Origin of the sequence: Compostibacter hankyongensis (genome assembly GCF_039541075.1) — a bacterium.
Taxonomy (GTDB): Bacteria; Bacteroidota; Bacteroidia; order Chitinophagales; family Chitinophagaceae; genus Compostibacter; species Compostibacter hankyongensis.
The window spans coordinates 194,837-214,517 of the sequence record NZ_BAABFN010000001.1 but is presented as its reverse complement, the minus strand read 5'-3'; the positions used below and the strand labels follow the sequence as shown (position 1 = coordinate 214,517).

At 56.8% G+C, this 19,681-nt stretch carries 13 protein-coding genes; 7 read left to right on the top strand and 6 right to left on the bottom strand.

Annotation, left to right across the window (positions count from 1 at the left end; all coding sequences use genetic code 11):
* Positions 1–11 precede the first annotated feature (11 nt).
* From ABD851_RS00785 to ypfJ, 4 genes are all read right to left on the bottom strand, one after another.
* Positions 12–1,214, bottom strand: coding sequence for a DUF5000 domain-containing lipoprotein (locus tag ABD851_RS00785; protein ID WP_344973779.1), 1,203 nt, complete (start codon positions 1,212–1,214; stop codon positions 12–14).
* An 81-nt stretch (positions 1,215–1,295) separates the two neighbouring features.
* Positions 1,296–3,197: a RagB/SusD family nutrient uptake outer membrane protein gene (locus ABD851_RS00780; RefSeq protein ID WP_344973776.1), complete on the bottom strand. Its 1,902-nt coding sequence runs from the start codon at positions 3,195–3,197 to the stop codon at positions 1,296–1,298.
* 47 nt (positions 3,198–3,244) lie between these two features.
* A complete protein-coding gene (locus ABD851_RS00775) occupies positions 3,245–6,475 on the bottom strand; it encodes a SusC/RagA family TonB-linked outer membrane protein (protein WP_344973773.1) in 3,231 nt (1,076 codons plus the stop codon).
* Between the two features lie 750 nt (positions 6,476–7,225).
* On the bottom strand, positions 7,226–8,071 hold the full coding sequence (gene ypfJ, locus ABD851_RS00770) for a KPN_02809 family neutral zinc metallopeptidase (protein ID WP_344973770.1): 846 nt from the start codon (positions 8,069–8,071) through the stop codon (positions 7,226–7,228).
* 210 nt (positions 8,072–8,281) lie between these two features.
* Between ypfJ and ABD851_RS00765 the strand changes: the two genes are divergently transcribed.
* The 7 genes from ABD851_RS00765 to ABD851_RS00735 all read left to right on the top strand — a co-directional run bounded on the left by ABD851_RS00765 (position 8,282) and on the right by ABD851_RS00735 (position 16,845).
* Positions 8,282–8,848, top strand: coding sequence for a hypothetical protein (locus ABD851_RS00765; protein ID WP_344973767.1), 567 nt, complete (start codon positions 8,282–8,284; stop codon positions 8,846–8,848).
* A 124-nt stretch (positions 8,849–8,972) separates the two neighbouring features.
* Positions 8,973–10,088, top strand: a complete 1,116-nt coding sequence (gene dnaN / locus ABD851_RS00760) for a DNA polymerase III subunit beta (protein WP_344973764.1) — start codon at positions 8,973–8,975, stop codon at positions 10,086–10,088.
* A 41-nt stretch (positions 10,089–10,129) separates the two neighbouring features.
* On the top strand, positions 10,130–11,158 hold the full coding sequence (locus ABD851_RS00755) for a hypothetical protein (protein WP_344973761.1): 1,029 nt from the start codon (positions 10,130–10,132) through the stop codon (positions 11,156–11,158).
* Between the two features lie 100 nt (positions 11,159–11,258).
* Complete coding sequence (locus ABD851_RS00750; protein WP_344973758.1) at positions 11,259–12,998, top strand: GMC family oxidoreductase; 1,740 nt, start codon at positions 11,259–11,261, stop codon at positions 12,996–12,998.
* Between the two features lie 37 nt (positions 12,999–13,035).
* Positions 13,036–13,755 carry a gluconate 2-dehydrogenase subunit 3 family protein gene (locus ABD851_RS00745; RefSeq protein ID WP_344973755.1) on the top strand — a complete coding sequence of 240 codons (720 nt, stop codon included), beginning with the start codon at positions 13,036–13,038 and terminating at the stop codon, positions 13,753–13,755.
* A 59-nt stretch (positions 13,756–13,814) separates the two neighbouring features.
* The gene (locus ABD851_RS00740) at positions 13,815–15,278 is read left to right on the top strand and encodes a Gfo/Idh/MocA family protein (RefSeq protein WP_344973752.1); all 1,464 of its coding nucleotides are present in this window, start codon (positions 13,815–13,817) and stop codon (positions 15,276–15,278) included.
* A gap of 82 nt (positions 15,279–15,360) precedes the next feature.
* A complete protein-coding gene (locus tag ABD851_RS00735) occupies positions 15,361–16,845 on the top strand; it encodes a Gfo/Idh/MocA family protein (RefSeq protein ID WP_344973749.1) in 1,485 nt (494 codons plus the stop codon).
* Between the two features lie 99 nt (positions 16,846–16,944).
* Here ABD851_RS00735 and corA read toward each other — a convergent pair whose 3' ends face one another.
* Positions 16,945–18,039: a magnesium/cobalt transporter CorA gene (gene corA / locus ABD851_RS00730; RefSeq protein WP_344973746.1), complete on the bottom strand. Its 1,095-nt coding sequence runs from the start codon at positions 18,037–18,039 to the stop codon at positions 16,945–16,947.
* Between the two features lie 130 nt (positions 18,040–18,169).
* Positions 18,170–19,642 (bottom strand): glutamate synthase subunit beta, encoded by a 1,473-nt coding sequence (locus ABD851_RS00725; protein ID WP_344973742.1) that lies wholly within the window; start codon positions 19,640–19,642, stop codon positions 18,170–18,172.
* Positions 19,643–19,681: the final 39 nt, after the last annotated feature.

Here is a 19,681-nt window from a genome sequence, read left to right as displayed (position 1 = left end):
AGTGTGGCGGTTTATGGGTTGTTGGTAATGTCGTCATCTCCCCAGAAGGTAAGCTCGGAGATGTAGTGATGGTCCAGCGCGCCCCATACCTTGAGGGTTTTCCAGCGCAGATACCTTACCGGAGGGGTGTTGGGCGGAAAATCAAAATCCTCTCCGTCGACCACGGCAAACTGGAAATCCTCGTTGGTGACCGTTCCTTCGGGGCTGCCCGAGGGCTTTACGGAATGGAACTCGCCCAGCTTTATCCAGCTGTCCCAGGTGCCGTCGGGGTTCGGATCGTTGCTGCCCCATATCTCAAAGACCATGGGATCTGCTCCGGTATACGCCCCGTCGGTTGCGCCCTGTCCGGCTCCGCGGCGATGGTAGAACTTGAACCGGCTCAGGTCGTATTTGGCGCCGAGATCGAAGGTGAACCACTGGGGAAGGCCGCTTCCCGGCGGCGTGTGAAAGAAGCTTCCGTTGTTCCAGCTGTTGTCCCAGAGGGCGGTGAATTTGCCGCCCGCATGCTGAGCATAAGTATCCTTATCGAGGTGCACTTCCTTGAACTTCGTCTTGTCCAGCATCTTTTCGGGCAGCGGGGCAAGATCGGCATAAAGGGTATCGGAGTGATTGTCCCAGCGATCGCGCACAAAGACCGCGAACTTTCTTTTGTCGGTATTGAAGCCGCGCGCCGCAAAGGTCCCTTCCGGTCTTTTGGTATAATAGGTTTCCGCAGGTACCAGATCCCCTATCGAATCCGCGGCCAGCACGGTGAGCACCACATCCGCTTCCGATTCGTTCTCAAAATAGACCCGTATTCCCCCGTAAGTGCCCTCCATGCGCAGGGTCTTGTATACTTTTATAACGGGCGGCGTCTTGGGCCGCACGGATACGATCACGGGGTCGGAAGCATGTTCTCCGCGGCTTACCGTATAGAGCCTTATCTCATAGACGCTGGTATCCGGCAGGCCGTCGATGATCAGGTTGTTTTTATAATACGAAGCCTTTACCTCTCTTTGCAGGTCGTCGCGGATCGCGTATTCCGCCTTTACATAGAGCAGGTTTTCGTCATTGGGCCGGTCATAGGTGATGCGGGCGCCGCCGGGCAGGGCTTCCACGCGGACATTGGTCACCGGCGCGGGAGCGTGATCGTCTTTGTTGAAAGGCAGCTTCTCATCTTTCTTTCCGCAGGCGGCAAGCAGCAGAAGACAGGCCGGTAAAAGATATTTATACATGTTCGTTTGAATTACTGGTTAGGATAACAAGTCGTGCGGGCCTCCTGCTCTTTTCCGGGAGGCCGCACTGTACAGCCGTTTTTACCACCCGGGATTCTGGTTCATCCGTTTGTTGCTGAGCAGCTCGCTTTCGGGAAGCGGCCACAGATAATTACGGGTGGAGAAGCTCTGGTTAAAGAGTACGCGTTCCCGGTAGTAGGCGGCGGCATCTTCCTGATCGAGGTCCCAGCCGGTGATCGGTTTATTCAGCTCCGCTGTCGCTTCTTTCCACCGCAGCAGATCCCAGTACCGCGAACCTTCAAAGGCCATTTCAATCAGCCGTTCCCGGTGGATGATCTCCCGCATACCGTCCTTGGTCGTATACTTGGTGGGGTTCCGCGAATAGTTCTGCCAGGAGGACACCACGGATTCCAAACCGGCCCGCGCCCTTATGGAATCCACATACCGGTATACTTCCTGTCCGGGGCCGTTTACTTCGTTCTGCGCTTCGGCATACAGCAGGTACAGGTCGGCCAGCCGCATCATCGGCCAGGGATAGGTCTGTATCGTATAGGTACTACCGTCGCCGATGACGTTGTTGAAGTTCACCAGCTTCTTGGGCCAGTAGCCGGTCACCGAATAAGAGCCCTGGTTCTGCGCCGTGGCCGGTTGTCCTTTTTTGCTCGAAACGAAAAAGAGGTTGTCGTCATCGTCAAAACGGCCCTGTCCGTACCAGATGCTGCCGTCAAAACCCAGATCGGCATAATACCGGGGCTCGCGGTCAAAGTTCAGCGAGGCGGTGGTATATCCTTCTTCGAGGTTATATTTATACTCTGCCGTCACCTTCCTCAATTTGAAACGGTCGGCATAGCTCCAGGTCTTGTCTTCGGTGATGGGCACGCCGTGGTTGCTGTAAAACATCTCCGCGATCTTCAGGGGCGGCGCTATATTTCCCTGCGTGCCGCCGTTGGCGGTTTTTGTCGGATCCAGTCCGCGGGGTGTGGCCTGAGCCTGGATAGAGCCCGCCAGACTGTTGGTGTTTCCCCAGATGACCTCGGGGTTCCATTTTTCGCAGATGGCGTTGCGGATGTTCATCTTTATCCGCGTGGTATCGGATATGGTATGCTGGAAAAACGCCGGGTCAAACCGGTAAAGGTGGTAGCCCTGGGCTTCGCAGTATTCCACGGCGGCCTTACAGGCTGCGGCGGCTCTTTCCCATTTCCCCGGATCGGCGGCCGCGCTGAAGAGCAGGTTGCCCTCCGGGTCCTTGTAGCCGGTATAATCCGGGTTACCGTTGAACAGCGGGCTGGCGGCGGTCACCAGGATCTGGGCTTTCAGCGAAAGGTCGATGGCTTTGGTGACACGGCCCAGCTCAGACACTTCGTTCTCGATCTTATCCGGGAGGTCGGGCAGCGCTTCATCGAGCAGCTGCACCATGTAGTTCACGCAGGTATCTACCGGGGAACGTACGGGATAGACCTTATCGGCGCCCGCATCCACGGGAATGTTTTCCTTGATCAGGGCAATGGGGCCGTACATCCGGAAGAGCCAGAAATGAAAATAGGCTTTCAGGAATTTGGCTTCGGCGGTCCAGCGGGCCTTTTCATCTTCCTGCATATCGGGGACGATCTCCACATTATCCAGGAAAATATTGCATTCGCGGATGGCCTGGTAAAGGTCTTTCCCGCCGTTATTCCCCTGCCAGTAATTCATATAGGAGCTTGCCTTGTTCTGGTTGCCCCTTGCAATTTTCCACGCGTTGGACCCGCTGGTGGGCACCAGCCAGAATTCATCCCCGGCGGCATTCGCGGGGTTGGTCTCGAAGGCGCCTAGCGCGGGCAGGTAAGAATAGCAGGTGAACAGGTAGCGTTCCGCCGTGCTGCGCAGCCGGAAGGCATAGTCGATGGTGGCAATGTTATCCGGGATGATATCCAGGTACTTGTTACAGGCGCCGAGCCCGCAGAGTACCAGAAGGGCGGATAATAACTGTATACTTTTTTTCATGATATTCATCGTTGTGAAAGAGTACGATCAGATCGCTGCTTCGGTCGTTAAAAAGATGCGGTAATGCCTACATTGAAAACCCGCTGCACCGGATAGCCGAGACCGTTACCGGCCATTTCCACATCCCAGAGCTTGAAGTTGCTGAAGCAAAGCAGGTTAGTGCCGTTGACATACACCCGGAAGTTCTTCATAAACCAGCGCTTTGCCGTATTCATGGGCAGGTTATAGCCGATCTCCACCTGTTTCAGCCGAAGGAAAGCGCCGTTGCGCATGAACCAGGTGCTTTTTTCAAAGTTGTTCTCGTTACCCACGTTGGTGACGCTCAGCCTGGGCCAGAGGGCGTAGGCGTTCCGGTTGTCCTCAGACCAGTGATCGTCCGCATAGGCCTTCAGCAGCTGGTTTTCCGGCTTGCCGGGTAAGACTTCATTGTCATACAGATAGGGAACAAACGGGGCCGTGGCCTCCGGATCGATCCAGAAGGCTTCGCGCCCGCTGCCCTGGAAAAAAGCGGAGAAATCGAAGTCCTTGTACCCTACCGAAAATCCGAATCCGTAGGTGATCTCCGGAGTGGTGGGGAAGCCGATGGGCACCCGGTCCAGGATCGTGATCTCCCCGTCGCCGTTCACATCGTAGTACTTGATATCGCCGCCGCCGTATTCCCCGAACTGCCGGGGGGATTTCAGCGCCTCCTCATCGTCGACAAACAGCCGCTCGGCGATATATCCCCACTGCTGGTTGATCGAATAGTTGACATGCCGCAGCCAGGGGGCCTCGTCATAAGAAGGTTCCTCGTAGACCAGGAACTTGCTGGCGGCATAGGTGAAGTTGGCCCGCGCCTGTATCCAGAAGCTGCCGCCAAAGGATTGGTTATAGTCCAGCGACAGATCCACCCCTTTTCCTTCCGCTTCGCCGACATTGGCTTTGGGCTGTGCCGAGAGGCCCATGGTGGCCGGCGTGGCGGTACGCGTCATCAGGATGTTGGTACGTTTTTCCTTATAAAAATCGGCCTGAAGATCCCAGCGGTCGGCGATGCCCACTTCAAGACCAAGGTTGGTCTTTGCCGCGCGCTCCCAGGTAATGTTGGGGTCCGCATAGCGGGACAGCGAGATGCCATTCCGGTTGTATGCATTATCCCGTCCGAACACCGCATGCCGGGCATCGTCGTTCATGTTCACATTGGAGAGATACAGGAAGCGGTCTTTCGGATCGCCGATGGCGTCGTTCCCGGTGAGCCCGTAGGTGGCCCGGATCTTCAGGTTGGTGATCTTATGCTTCAGCGGCTCCCAGAACTTTTCGTTCGAGATCGTCCAGGCGCCCCCGATGGAGGGAAAAAACCCGTAGCGATGGGTCTTATAAAAACGTTCCGAGCCGTTGTAGCCGAAGTTGAGCTCCGCGTAATACTTGCTTTCGTAGGAATAGGTGGCGCGGCCGGCCAGCCCTACGTTGCGGAAGGGCAGCGAGCTCTGCAGGTCGGTCACTTCTCCCGTCAGCTCATTGCGCACCATGAATACAAAAAGGCCGCTCAACGTATGCTTGTCCTTGAAGGTGCGGTTATAATCCATGGCGGCCTCCATGTAGAACTTCGAATTTACGGTGCGGTCGCCGGGATTGTAGTCGAGGTATTCCGTTCCGGTCTCCTCATTCAGGAGGTCCAGCTTGTAGGTGTTGCTCAGCTTATCGTAGGAGCCGGGCTGGTACCAGAAAGGCTGGTAGGCCCGCCGCACATCGAAGAAGGTGTTGCGGGTAACGTTGAGCAGGGCGCGTACATGCAGCCCCTCGGTCAGGAACGAGAGGTCCTGCTTGGCTTCGAACTGTGCGCTCATCATGGACCGGGCATAGTTCTTATACCCGCGGATCATTTCCGCATAGGGATTCAGCAGATAGGCTCCGCTGCCGTCGTCATAGTTGCCGAACATGATATGCTTTACATATTCATGATCTGCATCGATGGGATAGGAGGGCGGAAAATAGACCGGGTTGGTCCGCATCACCTTTTTGTAGAGATCGGCGCCTTCGTTGATGGGACCGGTATAATCGTCGAAGCTACCGCTCAGACGAACGATCACTTCGGTATACTTGGTCAGGTTCACGTTCACATTCGAACGCAGGGTATAGCTTTTCAGATCGATGTTGCTGTTGAAATTATTCCGGGGGTCTACCCGCAGCACGCCATGGTCCTGGTTGAAGGATCCGGCGATATAATACCGCGCCACCTGGCCGCCCCCGCTTACGTTCAGGTTGGCCCGCTGGTTCATGGTATAGTCCTTGAAAAGGGCTTTCCGCCAGTCTGTGGCCGGATAAACATACGGATTGACACCGGCAATGGTGTTGTCGATCTTCTGATCCGAGTACGGCAGTATACCCAGCGGGTCGCGGGTCAGCACGGCTTCGTTGTTCAGCTTCATATAGGTGACGGGGTCGGCCAGCTCCACGTTGCGCGTCGGCATGGATACGGAATTTTCCAGCCGCAGCGAAATGGATGCCTTTCCTTCCTTCCCCTCCTTGGTATTGATCAGGATCACGCCGTTGGCGGCGCGGCTGCCGTACAGCGAGGTAGCGGTGGCGTCTTTCATGATGGAGAAGCTGGCGATATCGTCCGGCTGCAGCCGGGCCAGGTCGGTGGTGCTCATCTCGATGCCGTCGATCAGGATCAGCGGGTCTTTTTTATACCCGAAGGTGGTAACGCCGCGGATAAAGAATTCGGCATTGTCCTGTCCCGGTTCCCCGCTGCGCTGATAGGCGATCACGCCGGCCAGGCGGCCCGCCAGGGCAGTGGTGAGATTGCTCGCCGGCACCTTCAGCTCCGCCGGGTCGATGGTGGTCACGGCGCCGACGACGTCGGCTTTCTTTTGTTTACCAAAAGCCACGACTACCGTTTCGCCGAGGGTGTTGGCGGCGGGCTGCAGTTTGATGTTGATCACTTCCTTACCGGCTACCGGCACCTCCTGCTTGTCGAAGCCGACCATGCTGAAGATGAGGATACCGTTGTCCGGCACTTCCAAAACGAAGTTGCCGTTCAGGTCGGTGGTGGTACCGACGGTCGGCTTGTTTTTCAGGGACACGGTTACCCCGGGCATGGGCGCTCCGCTGCTGTCGGTAACCTGTCCGCTGATGCGCTTGTCCGGAAGATGCAGCGGCGCAGGCGTCCGGGCCGCCCGAAGCGTTACCGCAGCGTCCGCCTGCCGGTAAGTTAGGAGAAAAAGCAGTAGCCCCGTCAAGACAACGAGAATGCTTTGGGCAGGCGTGTTCGTAAAATGGTTAGCGTAATTAATTTTCATACAGCTGATTAAATGGTCCAGAAAAGAAGGTCAGAAGCCGGGGGAGTCCGTTAAGGCGGACGTTCCCGGCGATAAGATTTTCGCGCAGCCGGGCGGGACCGGCAGCAATACAAAGCGAATACAGAAAAAAGCAGGGATGTTCCCGCCCCGGGAGGGGAAGGAGGGTTGATCCGGCAGCGCTGTGGATGGAGTACAGTTGTTGCATATCGATCGGCCGTCGGGAGTGAGCCGCCATGTCCGGCTTTACAGCCCGGACACACGCTCCGCATGCTCCCGGTATCACTGATTATCGCTGACGTCGCAGATCTTTATCGTCAGATGGTTCAGGTTTTTTATCATTATTATTGTTCTATCCTAATTATAATACTGCATTCCGATACAGCGTCCGGCATCCGCCGGGCCCCGGCTCCGCAAACGATTGCACGTGCAACCGTTTGCATAGATGTTCCCGGATAATTCGCTCACTTTTTTTTCAAACCTTGTTATCCTGGGGATTCACGCTGAATGATCTTTACCGCTGCTATTTCCGGCGGCGCGGCCCAATCGTTTTAGCGATGGCGCCGGACTAAATGGAGAAACAAAATACAACAATTTCTTAACAGAACAACTTTTTTTGTCTGTTTTTAAATCTATATTTAGTCTTCTTTTTATTTCTGGATCCATGCCCATCCTGACGCCGCTCTCCCCATCCCCGGCGGCCGTGCTATGGCACCGGGCCCGGTGAAATGCTGTTGGCCCGCGGGGTGCGACTTACATACCGGTTTCCGCAAAGGTGTTGCCCTGGCGGATATCCCCGGTCTCAAATCCTTTTTTGAACCAGTACATCCGCTGGGCGGAAGTGCCGTGCGTGAAGGCGTCGGGAACCACATAGCCCTGGGACTGCATCTGGAGCTTGTCGTCCCCGATGGCATTGGCCGCATCCAGGGCTTCTTCGATATCGCCTTCCTCCACAACATCCTTCATCTTCTGGTCGTAATGCGCCCATACGCCCGCCAGGAAATCGGCCTGCAGCTCCAGCTTTACCGACAGCGCGTTGACGGTGCGCTCATCCGCGCCTTCCTGCTGCTGCCGCATCTGCTGCTCGATGCCCAGCAGGCGCTGGACATGGTGCCCCACCTCATGAGCGATCACATACGCCATGGCAAAGTCCCCCTGCACCCGGAAGCGTTCCTTCAGCTCCTGGTAAAAGGAAAGATCGATATACACTTTCTGGTCCTGGGGACAGTAAAAGGGCCCGGTCGCTGCGTTGGCATTGCCACAACCGGATTCCGTATACCCGGTGAACATCACGAGTACGGGATCGGTATAGGTACGGTGCATCTGACGAAACAGGCTGTCCCATACGTCTTCCGTGTCGGCCAGCACCACCCGTACAAAGGCCGCCGCTTCGTCCTCCCCGGCCGGCCGGGTCGTGGCTGCCGGCTGCGCCGTGCCGGCGTCCATCTGTTGCAGCAGCTGCAAGGGGTTTTTTCCCATCAGCAGGGCGATCACGATGAGCACAACCATGCCGATGCCGCCGCCGGCCGCGAGGCCCCGGCCGCCGATACCGCGACGGTCCTCCACGTTGTCGCTTTGGCGTCTTCCTTTCCAACGCATATACGCAGCTATTATAGTGGTAGAATATCCTCCTAAGATAAGGAAATAAATCCACGCCGGGATTTCCTTCATCCGTAACATTTTCGTCCGCAACATTCCGGAACCGCAGCTCCGGCATGCGACCGGTTTTTCCAGCTGTACTTTTTTTTGTAATATTAATCTTCCGGAATCCGTCTTGGCTTTCCTCCGGAAATGAAAACCTTTTTACCGATGGAAACATTCTCTCATGTCCGGGTCGTGATCGGCATGATCCTGAGCCTTGGTCTGGCTACCCTGCTGCGCGGGGCGGCCAAGCTGATCCAGCACCCCGGGCGGCAGCGCGCCTACTGGGTGCACCTGTTATGGGGGTTCTACATCTTTCTGACACTGATCCACTTCTGGTGGTGGGAGCACCGGCTGATGGATGTTTCCCGCTGGACTTTTCTGAAGTATTTCTTCGTGATCTGTTTTGTGCTGACCTATTTCGGCCTGGCTGCGCTGCTGTTCCCTGATGATATCAAGGACTACAACGGGTTCGAGGACTATTTCTACTCGCGTAAGAAATGGTTCTTCGGCGGGCTGGCCCTCACCTTCGTGCTGGACATCGTGGACACCCTGCTCAAGGGAAGCGCGCACCTGCAGAGCCTGGGCCCGGAGTACCCGATCAAAAGCGTGGTGCATGTGGCGCTGTGCCTCGTGGCGATGGCCAGCTCCAGCAAGCGGTTCCATGGCATACTGGTGCTGCTGCTCATCCTCTACCAGTTCTCCTATATCATGCGGATGTTCAACGTGATATAGCCGCGGGACGGCGGTACATTGTGGAAAAGTATGGAGCACCGGCATTTTGACAAAAGGTAAATATGGCTATCTTTGTTTCCATCGCCCGTCCGCCGGAAAGGGCCGTATTAAACTACCTGTATTTATGAAGTTTATCGTTTCTTCTTCTACCTTGCTCAGGCAGCTCCAGCATATCAGCGGCGTAATCAGCGCCAATACCGTATTGCCGATACTGGAGGATTTTCTTTTCCAGATCGACAAGCAGGTGCTGACGATCACGGCCACCGATCTGGAAACGGTGATGAAGGTTTCGGTAGAGGTAGAAGCCAAAGAAAACGGCCGGATCTGCATACCGGCGCGCATTCTGCTGGACTATCTCAAAAACAATCCCGACCAGCCGCTTACCTTTAATATCAATAAGGACTCCTTTGCCGTGGACATCACCTCGGACAACGGAAAATACAAGGTGATGGGTGAAGACCCTTCCAACTTCCCCAAAGAACCCGTGGCTGACGAGGCTACCTCGTTTACCCTCAGCGCCGACGCCCTTGTGACGGCCATTCAGAAAACGCTGCCCGCCGTGAGCAACGACGATCTGCGGCCGGCCATGACGGGGGTATGCTTCGAGCTCGGCAAGCAGCTGACCTTTGTCTCCACCGACGCCCACCGCCTGGTCAAATACACCCGCAAGGATGTAAAGTGCCCGAAGGCGGACAGCTTTATCGTGCCCAGAAAGCCGCTGAACCTTTTAAAAGGCGCCTTGCCCGACGATGAAAGCGAGCTGCAGCTGTCGTACAGCGCCAATCACCTTTTTGTGACCCACAGCCATACCCAGCTGATCTGCCGCCTGATCGACGCACGCTTCCCCGACTATAAGGTGGTGATCCCGGCCGATAACCCCTACCAGCTGACGCTGAACAAGCAGGACTTTCAGAATGCCCTGCGCCGGGTAAGCGTTTTTTCCAACAAAAGCACCAACCAGGTCGCCCTGTCTATTACCGGCAGCGAGCTGCAGCTGAGCGCGCAGGACGTGGATTTCTCTTTCGAAGGAGCAGAGCGGATGCGTTGCCAGTATACCGGCGAAGACATGCAGATCGCCTTCAACGCGCGTTTCCTGATCGAGATGATGAACGCCGCCGAGGGCGAGGAGGTGGTGATGGAGCTTTCCACACCCACCAAAGCCGGCATCATAAAGCCGGTGGAAAAAGAAGAGAACGAGGAGCTGCTGATGCTCGTGATGCCGCTGTTGCTGAACAATTAAACCGGCAGTGACCGGAGGGGTCATTGCCGCCGCTTTATCCTATGCCGGAAGTAGATAAAAAAGAAGCCCGGCTGTTGCTTCAGGCCATAGCGTCCTGGCAGGAACAGCAGCAGATCAGTGCGGAACAGGCGGCGGCCCTCAGGCAATCCATCCGGATAAAAGGCACCAACTGGCGGCTGATCACCCTGTACTTTTTTATCGCCGCTGTATCCTGCGCCCTCATGGCTTTCGGCGCCCTGGTGCTGGATGAAAAGTGGATCGAGGTGCTCCGTAAAAGATTTGCCCTGGCCGACGGCAGCATCGCCGCCCTTTTTGCAGCCCTGTCCGCCCTGCTTTGCATACGGCATTACCGGAAACATCCGCAGACCGGTACGGGAGCATCCCGGTCCTTCAGCGGGGAAGCTTTCTGGCTGCTCCCCTTTCTGACCATCAGCGTAAGCATCGTCTATCTGGGAAAAAGCCTGGATTACCTGCACGGGCAGGAGGGGTTGTTTTTTCTCTTTGCCGCTCTCATCTTTGGCGCTATTTCACGCTGGCAGCGTTCGCTGCTGCTCTGGGCTGTAGCCCTGCTGGCGCTCGTCACCGGCATCCTCAAGGAAGCCTCCTTTCTGTTCGGCCCCCAGACCGGTCTGAACCTGCCCTGCCGGCTTTTTCTGCTGAGCGCCCTGCTGCTGCTGGCCACCGGTGTTACCCGGCGCTACCGTTCCCTGGAGTATACGCAGGCGCTGTCCTGGTACGGCAGCTGGCTCCTCCTGCTGCTGGCGGCGTGGCTGATCTCGATCTTTGGCAATACGGCCACCTGGGAAGCATGGCAGGCCCTGCATCAGTCCCGCTTTATTTATTGGGACATCCTGTTTACCCTACTGATCGTCGGGGTGATCTGGCTGGGCATCCGCCGGCATGACCAGCTGCTGCGCGATACCGGCATCGTGTTTATGCTCCTAAACCTCTATACCCGCTATTTCGAATACTTCTGGGATCATACCCACAAGGGTATCTTTTTTGCGGTACTGGCGGCCTCCCTCTGGTGGATCGGGAAAACCATCGAGAAAAAAATGGGGCGGAGGTAAATTTTTTAGGCGGGCGGTCAGTTTTTTCCACATAGTTTAAACAAAATGTTTAAATTGGGCGCTGTTCTTATACAACATCCATTAAACAGGTTAAAATATTATGGCGGAATTTCAGATTAAAAAGTCCCCCAAAGTATACGACGTCTGTATCGTAGGCTCCGGTGCCGGAGGAGGCATGGCCGCTTACATACTGTCGAAGGCGGGGCTTAAGATTGCCTTACTGGAAGCAGGTCCCATGTTTGACCCGGCGGATCCCAAGATACGCACCCAGCTAAAGTGGCCTTATGAATCTCCCCGTCGCGGCGCCGGCACCACAAGACCCTTCGGCGACTTCGATGCAGCCTGGGGCGGCTGGCAGATCGACGGCGAACCCTATACGCACAAAAATGGTACCGAATTCGACTGGTTCCGATCGCGCATGATCGGCGGACGAACCAACCACTGGGGCCGTATCTCGCTCCGTTTCGGTCCCCGCGATTTCAAGCATAAAGATGTGGACGGACTGGGCGAAAACTGGCCCATCGGCTATGAGGATGTAGCGCCTTATTATGATAAGGTAGACAAGCTCATCGGCGTATTCGGCACGCGCGAAGGAATCGAAAACGAGCCGGACGGCCATTTCCTGCCTCCGCCCAAACCGCGCCTGCATGAGTTGATGATGAAAAGAGGCGCTGAGAAGGTAGGGGTAAAGGTGATCCACAGCCGCCTGTCCATGCTGACCCGTCCTATCAACGACCGCAAGTCCTGCTTCTATTGCTCGCAATGCAACCGCAGCTGTCAGATCTATGCGGATTTTTCTTCCTCTTCGGTACTGGTAAAACCCGCGCTCAAAACCGGCAACGTGGACGTCTTCACCAATGCCATGGCCCGCGAAGTGCTTACCGACCGGAACGGACAGGCAACCGGCGTTTCCTATGTGCACAAAGACGATATGCAGGAATATGAAGTGCGCGCCAAAACGGTAGTGCTGGCGGCCAGCGCCTGCGAATCGGCCCGGCTGCTGCTCAACTCCAAATCGGCCCAGCATCCCAACGGACTGGCCAACTCCAGCAACGTGGTGGGCAAATACCTGCACGACTCCACCGGGGCATCCCGCGGCGCCATACTGCCCCAGCTCTTCGGCCGCAAGCGTTATAACGAAGACGGCGTAGGCGGTATGCACCTCTATACCCCCTGGTGGCTGGACAACAAAAAGCTGGACTTCCCCCGCGGCTATCATATCGAATACGGAGGCGGCATGGGCATGCCGGGTTACGGCTTCGGCTTCGGCATGGAAAACATGAACGGACGCTTCCCCGCCCGCGACGGAAAGAAAAAGGAAGCCGGCGGCTACGGGGCGTCTCTCAAAGACGACTACCGTTATTTCTACGGCGCCGGTTTCGGCATGGCCGGCCGCGGCGAGTGCATCGCCCGCGAAGATAACTATTGCGAGATCGACCCCAACGTGGTGGATAAATACGGCATCCCCGTTCTCCGCTTTAATTATACCTGGAGCGATCATGAGATCAAGCAGGCCAAGCATATGCAGGATACCTTTGAGGAGATCATCCATGCCATGGGCGGCATCCCCACCGGCACAAAGCCCGGCCCCGAAAGCAAGTACGGCCTCGAGGCCCCGGGACGTATCATCCACGAAGTGGGCACCGTGCGCATGGGCGACGATCCCAAAAGGTCCGCGGTGAACAAGTTCAACCAGGCGCATGATTGTAAAAACCTCTTTGTGGTGGACGGCGGACCCTTTGTATCACAGGCCGACAAAAATCCTACCTGGACCATCCTGGCGCTTTCCTGGAGGGCTTCGGAGAACATGATCGACCAGTTAAAAAAAGGAAACATCTAAGCTTTTTTTCACCGCATTCATAAATCGTTTTTGCAAGATGAACAGAAGAGATTCCTTAAAAGCACTGCTGATCGGTTCCGTATCCGCCGGCGCCGTGCTGGAAGCCTGCAACACCGGGCAGGAAAAGGGGAAAATGGTAACCACGGCCGACAGCAGCAAATGGGCCGGCAATCATAAAGACTGGGAAGAAAACTCGGGGCGGCAGCCCGAAGAGATCAAGCGCGACCAGGGGATGATGGAGGAGAAGTTCTTCACCGACGGCGAGATGAAAACCATCGCCGTACTCGCAGACATCATCATCCCGAAGGATGACAAGTCCGGCAGCGCTACCGACGCCGGCGTTCCCGACTTCATCGAGTTTATCGTCAAGGATATGCCCTCGCACCAGACACCCATGCGCGGCGGTCTCCGCTGGCTGGATATGCAATGCCTGAAGCGTTACGGCAAAGGCTTTTCAGGCTGCAGCAAGGAGCAGCAGATGGAAATGGTGGACGAGATCGCCTGGCCCAAAAAGGCAAAGCCCGAAATGCAGGCCGGCGTCAACTTTTTCAACCTCATGCGTAATCTTACGGCCACCGGCTTCTTCAGCAGCAAGATCGGCATCGCCGACCTCGGCTATGCCGGCAATACCCCCAATGTATGGGACGGCGTACCGGCAGACGTGCTCAAGCAGTACGGCTATGCTTATGATGAAAAAATGCTGGAGGTATGCGTAAAGGCGGAAGACCATGACAAGCTCTTCACCTTTGACAGCTGAGCCTTCGCCATCACTCCGCAAAACCCTCTTTTTAATTTCAACGTCCTAAAATTCATAACATGGAAGAAAACAAAAACCAATCTACCGGGGACTCCCGCCGTAAATTTATCCGCAACGCCGGATTGGCTGCGGCAGGTTTTTACATTGTGCCCCGTCACGTCCTGGGTGGCAGAGGATATATCGCTCCCAGCGACAAGCTGCTCATCGCCGGTGTAGGTGCGGGAGGAAAGGGTGGCGACGATCAGCGTCATTTTGCCAAGAGCGGGAACGCCGAGATCGCCTTTCTCTGCGATGTGGACGACAGACAGGCCGCCGGGAACCGGAAGCTTTTTCCCAAAGCAAAATATTATCACGACTGGCGCGAGCTGCTGGAGAAGGAAAGCAAGAACTTCGACGCCCTCTCCGTGGGCATACCCGATCATAACCATGCTATCGTGGCCTTCCACGCCATGCAGCTGGGTAAGCACGTATACGTACAGAAGCCCCTCACCCACGATATCTGGGAATCCCGCATGCTGGGCGACGCCGCCAAACGCTACAAGGTAGTGACCCAGATGGGCGACCAGGGCTCCTCCAACGACGGGGTGCGCGATCTGAAAGAGTGGTACGAAGCCGGCCTCATCGGGGAAGTGCATACCGTACACTGCTGGACCAACCGTCCCGTATGGCCCCAGGGCATCAAATGGCCCAACAAGAACCCGTCTGTCCCCGAGGGACTCAACTGGGACCTCTGGCTGGGCACCGCTCCCCAGAAAGAATATGAAGACAACGTGGTGCCGTTCAACTGGCGCGGCTGGTGGGACTATGGCACCGGCGCCCTTGGCGACATGGCCTGCCATATCGTAGGCCCCGTATTCAAGGTGCTGGAGCTGGGCTTCCCCTACGAGGTACAGTGCAGCGTAGCCACCGTCTACGACGGCAACTTCAGCCAGGCCTACCTGCCGGACAGCGGCCCCGTAGCCTCTTCCATCCATTTCAAATACAAGGGCAAGAACGGCAATACCATCAAGCTCAACTGGATGGACGGCGGCATACAGCCCGAGCGTCCTGAAGAGCTGGGCCCCAATGAGATCATGGGCGGCAAAGGCGATAAGGGCAACGGCGTGATCTTCGAAGGCACCAAAGGAAAGATGATGTGCGGCGTATACGGACAGGACCAGACGCTGCTGCCGACCTCCAAGAAGGCCAACGTACCCAAGAAATACCCCCGTGTACCGGGCGGAGCGGAAGGCCATTACAAACAGTGGGTGGACGCCTGTATCGCCGGCTACGAAAAAGGCAGCAAGATGGTGGACTCTCCCTTTATCGGATATGCCGTACCGCTGACCGAAAGCATTCTCATGGGCAACCTCGCCATCCGCAGCTTCAACTACCAGGAAAAGAAAGGAGACAAGACCAGTTATCCCGGACGCGGTATCACCCTGCAATGGAACGGCGACGACATGAAGGTGACCAACTTCGATCCGGCCAACGAGTATGTGAAACGCACCTACCGCCAGGGCTGGCCAGAACTGAAGTTCTGATCGCTCCCGGCCAAAAACAAAAAAGGTGAAGGATATCCCTTCACCTTTTTTTATTATCTTTTGCGTGCCAAAACGTCTTACCATGACTCCTCCTGATCCGCAAACGCTTCCCAGAAGAACATTTATCCGGAACGCCTCCCTTGCTGCGGCCGGTTTTTACATCGTGCCACGCCACGTCCTCGGCCGCGGCTACACCGCCCCCAGCGACAAGCTGAACATCGCCGCCATCGGCAGCGGGGGCAAGGGAAAAGACAATATCCAAAAAGCCTGGAACAACGGCGCAGAAAACATTGCCGCGCTTTGCGATGTGGACGACCGGCAGGCCGCCGCCATGTTTAAAAAATTCCCCAAAGCGCCGCGCTACAAGGATTTCCGCGTGATGCTCGAAAAGGAGCACCGGAATATCGATGCCGTGATCATTGCCACACCGGACCATACCCATACTGTGGCCACCCTGGCGGCCATGCAGTCCGGCAAGCATGTCTATACCCAGAAGCCGCTGACCCACGACATCTACGAAGCCCGTGAGCTGACCCGGGCCGCCGCCCGGTATCCAAAGCTGGTCACCCAGATGGGCAACCAGGGCAGCAGCGGGGACGATACCCGCAATGTGGAAGCCTGGGTACAGGCCGGCCTTATCGGGCCGGTGCACCGCGTGCACTGCTGGACCAACCGCCCCGTATGGCCCCAGGGTCTGCCTACGCCCAAGGAGAAACAGGCCGTTCCTCCGGAACTCGACTGGAACCTCTGGCTCGGCACCGCACCGCAGCGCGACTATAATTCCGCCTACCTCCCCTTCAACTGGCGGGGCTGGTGGGACTATGGCACCGGCGCCCTCGGCGACATGGCCTGCCATATCATGGATGTGCCCTTCCGCGCCCTGCAGCTGCAGTACCCCACGGAAGTGCAATGCAGCGTGGGGTCGGTATACAGCGATTTCTTCCAGGAAGATTATCATATGGACAGCTGTCCGCCCTCCTCGGTGATCTACCTGCAGTTCCCGGAAAGAAAGGCGCCGGCCGGCTGGAAAATAAACCTGCCCGCGGTGGAGGTGATCTGGTACGATGGCGGCATCCTGCCGCGACGCCCCGATGAGCTGCTGCCGGACGAGCAGATGGGCGACTGGGACGGCGGCGTCATCTTCGAAGGCAGCAAGGGAAAGATCATGACCGGCATGTGGGGGATGAAGCCCACGTTGCTGCCTACACGACGAATGAAAGAAGCGGACCTTCCGTCCCCCACCCGGCCGCTGGTGCCCCGCGGGGCCGACGGCCATGAGACCCAATGGGTGGAGGCCTGCAAAAAGGGCGACCCCAAGGCAGTCAGCTCCCCCTTCTCCCAGGCCGGTCCGCTGACCGAGATGGTGCTCATGGGCAACCTCGCCATCCGCAGCTATATGTATCACGAAGAAGGCACCATCGAAAGCGAGGGCGGTATAAAATCCACCGGTACGATATTCCCGGGCAGGAAAAAACTGTTGTGGGACGGCGAGGCCATGCGCATCACCAATTTTGACGCCGCCAACCGGTATGTAAAAAGGACTTATCGCGGGGAATGGAACAGCTGAAACCTCCCGGGGCGTATTTCCGGGACGGGTGTACCAGAACGGAGGCCCCAGGATGGCACCGCGCAGCTTGCCGCAACGGTGTATGGGGGTATCCGTTAGCTAAAACCAGCCCCGCCGTTTGAAGATCCAGATCATCACCATCAGGATAAATCCCATTACGCCCAGGGTGATAAAATAGCCGTAGCGCGTGTGCAGCTCCGGCATGTGATCGAAATTCATCCCGTAAATGCCGGCGATGACCGTCATGGGCGCCATCAGCGTGGTCACCACCGCCAGTACTTTCATTACCTCGTTCATCCGCAGGTTCATATTGTTGAGGTACTGATCCTGCAGGTTCATCACCATATCCCGGTAGCTTTCCACCGTATCGTTGGCCTGGATGATATGGTCGTAAACATCTTTAAAATATTTGCCCGTCTTTTTCTGGATGAGCGGGCTCTCGCTTTTCAGCACACCGTTCACCAGCTCCCGCACGGGGCTCATGGCCCTGCGGATCATGGTGACCTCCTTCCGCATCCGGTTGACCTGCACGAGGATCCGGTTGGTGGGGCGGCGGGGGATCAGGTCTTCCATATCCTCGATAACCTCTCCCAGCTTTTCCATGGCCAGGAAATAGTTATCCACGATGGTGTCCAGCAGCGAGTACAGCAGGTAGTCCGCGCCGGCGGAGCGGAGACGGGTATTGTCCTGCCGGAGCCGTTCACGCAGGCTCTCAAAGAGATCCTGGGGGGCCTGCTCGCCGAAGGAAAGCAGGAAATTACGCCCCAGCACCAGGCTCACCTGTTCGATGTCTACCGCATTGTTCCGGAAATAAATAGCGGGCAGCAGGCAGTACAGGATATCCCCGATCTCGTCCATCTTGGCCCGCTGGCCCATGCTGAGAATATCGTCTTTGATCAGCGGGTCCACATTATAGCGTGCGCAAAGCGCTTCCACCTCTTTCCGGCGTATACCGTTGACGCAAACCCAGCTTACGGAGGCCTTTTCTGTAAAAGGCACCACCTCCGACACGTCCTGCAAAACGGTTTCGCTGCAGCCGGAAGGAGTATAGTTAAATACCCGCAGATGCACCTTTTCCGCTTCTTTTCGTTGGGTCGACCCCGTTACCGGGTTGTAGGGCATTACCGGCCGCTTGCGCGGATGAAGCGGATTGAGCTGCTGGACCAGGGTTTTGGGCAGATGGCGAAAAGGCATGAGCGCACGGGTTTTACCGAAAATACACTTTTTAGCGCAACCCGGCCGGCTCACCGTTCTGCGCAGGACAAAAAAATGCCCTTCCATAACGGAAGGGCTATCTGTTGCGGCGGTATAGATGACCGTTTTTTCAGGCCAGCTGCATCAGCGACTGGTCTTTGCTTTCCAGGCGCGAAGATCCTGTCAGGAACTCATCCACCTTGCGGGCGCATTCCCGTCCTTCGGAGATGGCCCACACCACCAGGGACTGCCCGCGGCGCATATCGCCGGCGGCAAAAACCCGGGCGGCGCTGGTCTGGTAATCTTTTTCGGTGGCCTTTACATTCCCGCGGTCGTCCAGCTCCACATTCAGATCATCCAGCAGCCCTTCGTGCTGGGGATGCACAAAGCCCATGGCCAGCAGCGCCAGCTCGCAGGGGATCTCCCGTTCGGAGCCCGGCACTTCGGTAAACTTGGAGGGGCGTCCGTCGGTGCCCTGCTGCCATTCCAGCGTAACGATCTGCAGCGCCTTCAGGTTACCGTTTTCATCCCCGATAAAGGCCTTGGTGCTCACCGCCCATTCGCGGTCGGCCCCTTCTTCGTGGGAAGAAGTGGTCTTCAGCAGCATGGGATAGGTAGGCCAGGGCATATAGGGGGTACGGTCTTTCGGAGGCTGGGGCAGCAGCTCAAACTGGGTGACGCTGCGGGCGCCCTGCCGGTTGGAGGTGCCGACGCAGTCGGAGCCGGTGTCTCCACCGCCGATCACGACTACATTTTTGCCGGCGGCCAGGATATCGTCGCCGCCCACGGCGCGGTTGCCGTTACGTTTGTTCTGTTGTTTCAGGAAGCTCATGGCAAAGTGAATGCCGTTCAGCTCACGGCCCGTCACCGGGAGGTCCCGCGGTATGGTAGAGCCTCCGGCCAGCACCACGGCATGGAATCCGTGCTGCAGGTCCTGCACCTGCAGGTCGACGCCTACTTCGGTATTGCAGCGGAAGGTAACGCCCTCCTCTTCCATCAGCTTTATCCGCCGGTCCACGACCCATTTCTCCAGCTTGAAATCGGGGATGCCATAGCGCAGCAGCCCTCCGGGCGCATCGTCGCGCTCAAAAACCGTGACCGCGTGGCCGGCATAGTTCAGCTGGGCAGCGACGGCGAGGCCCGCGGGGCCCGAACCCACCACGGCCACTTTTTTACCCGTACGGACCAGTGGGGTGCGGGGGCGAACCAGCTTTTTCTCAAAGGCGATCTCGATGATGTGTTTTTCGATCTCCTCGATGGTCACCGGCGGCTGGTTGATGCCCAGCACACAGGCCGACTCGCAGGGCGCGGGACAGATGCGGCCGGTAAACTCGGGGAAGTTATTGGTGGAAGAAAGGATCTGATAGGCTTCTTCCCACTGTTTGTTATATACCGCGTCGTTAAAATCGGGGATCACATTGCCAAGAGGACATCCGCTGTGACAAAAGGGAATGCCGCAGTTCATACAGCGGGCAGACTGCTCGTTCAGCGCCTCGGGCGTGTAGCGGTGTACAAATTCCTCGTAATGCTTTACCCTGCTGCGGGAATCCTCTTTTTCAGGAAGCTCCCGCGTATATTCCATAAAACCGGTTTCTTTTCCCATAATCACCTTGGTTTTCCAGATTCTACAAATAAAAGCGGA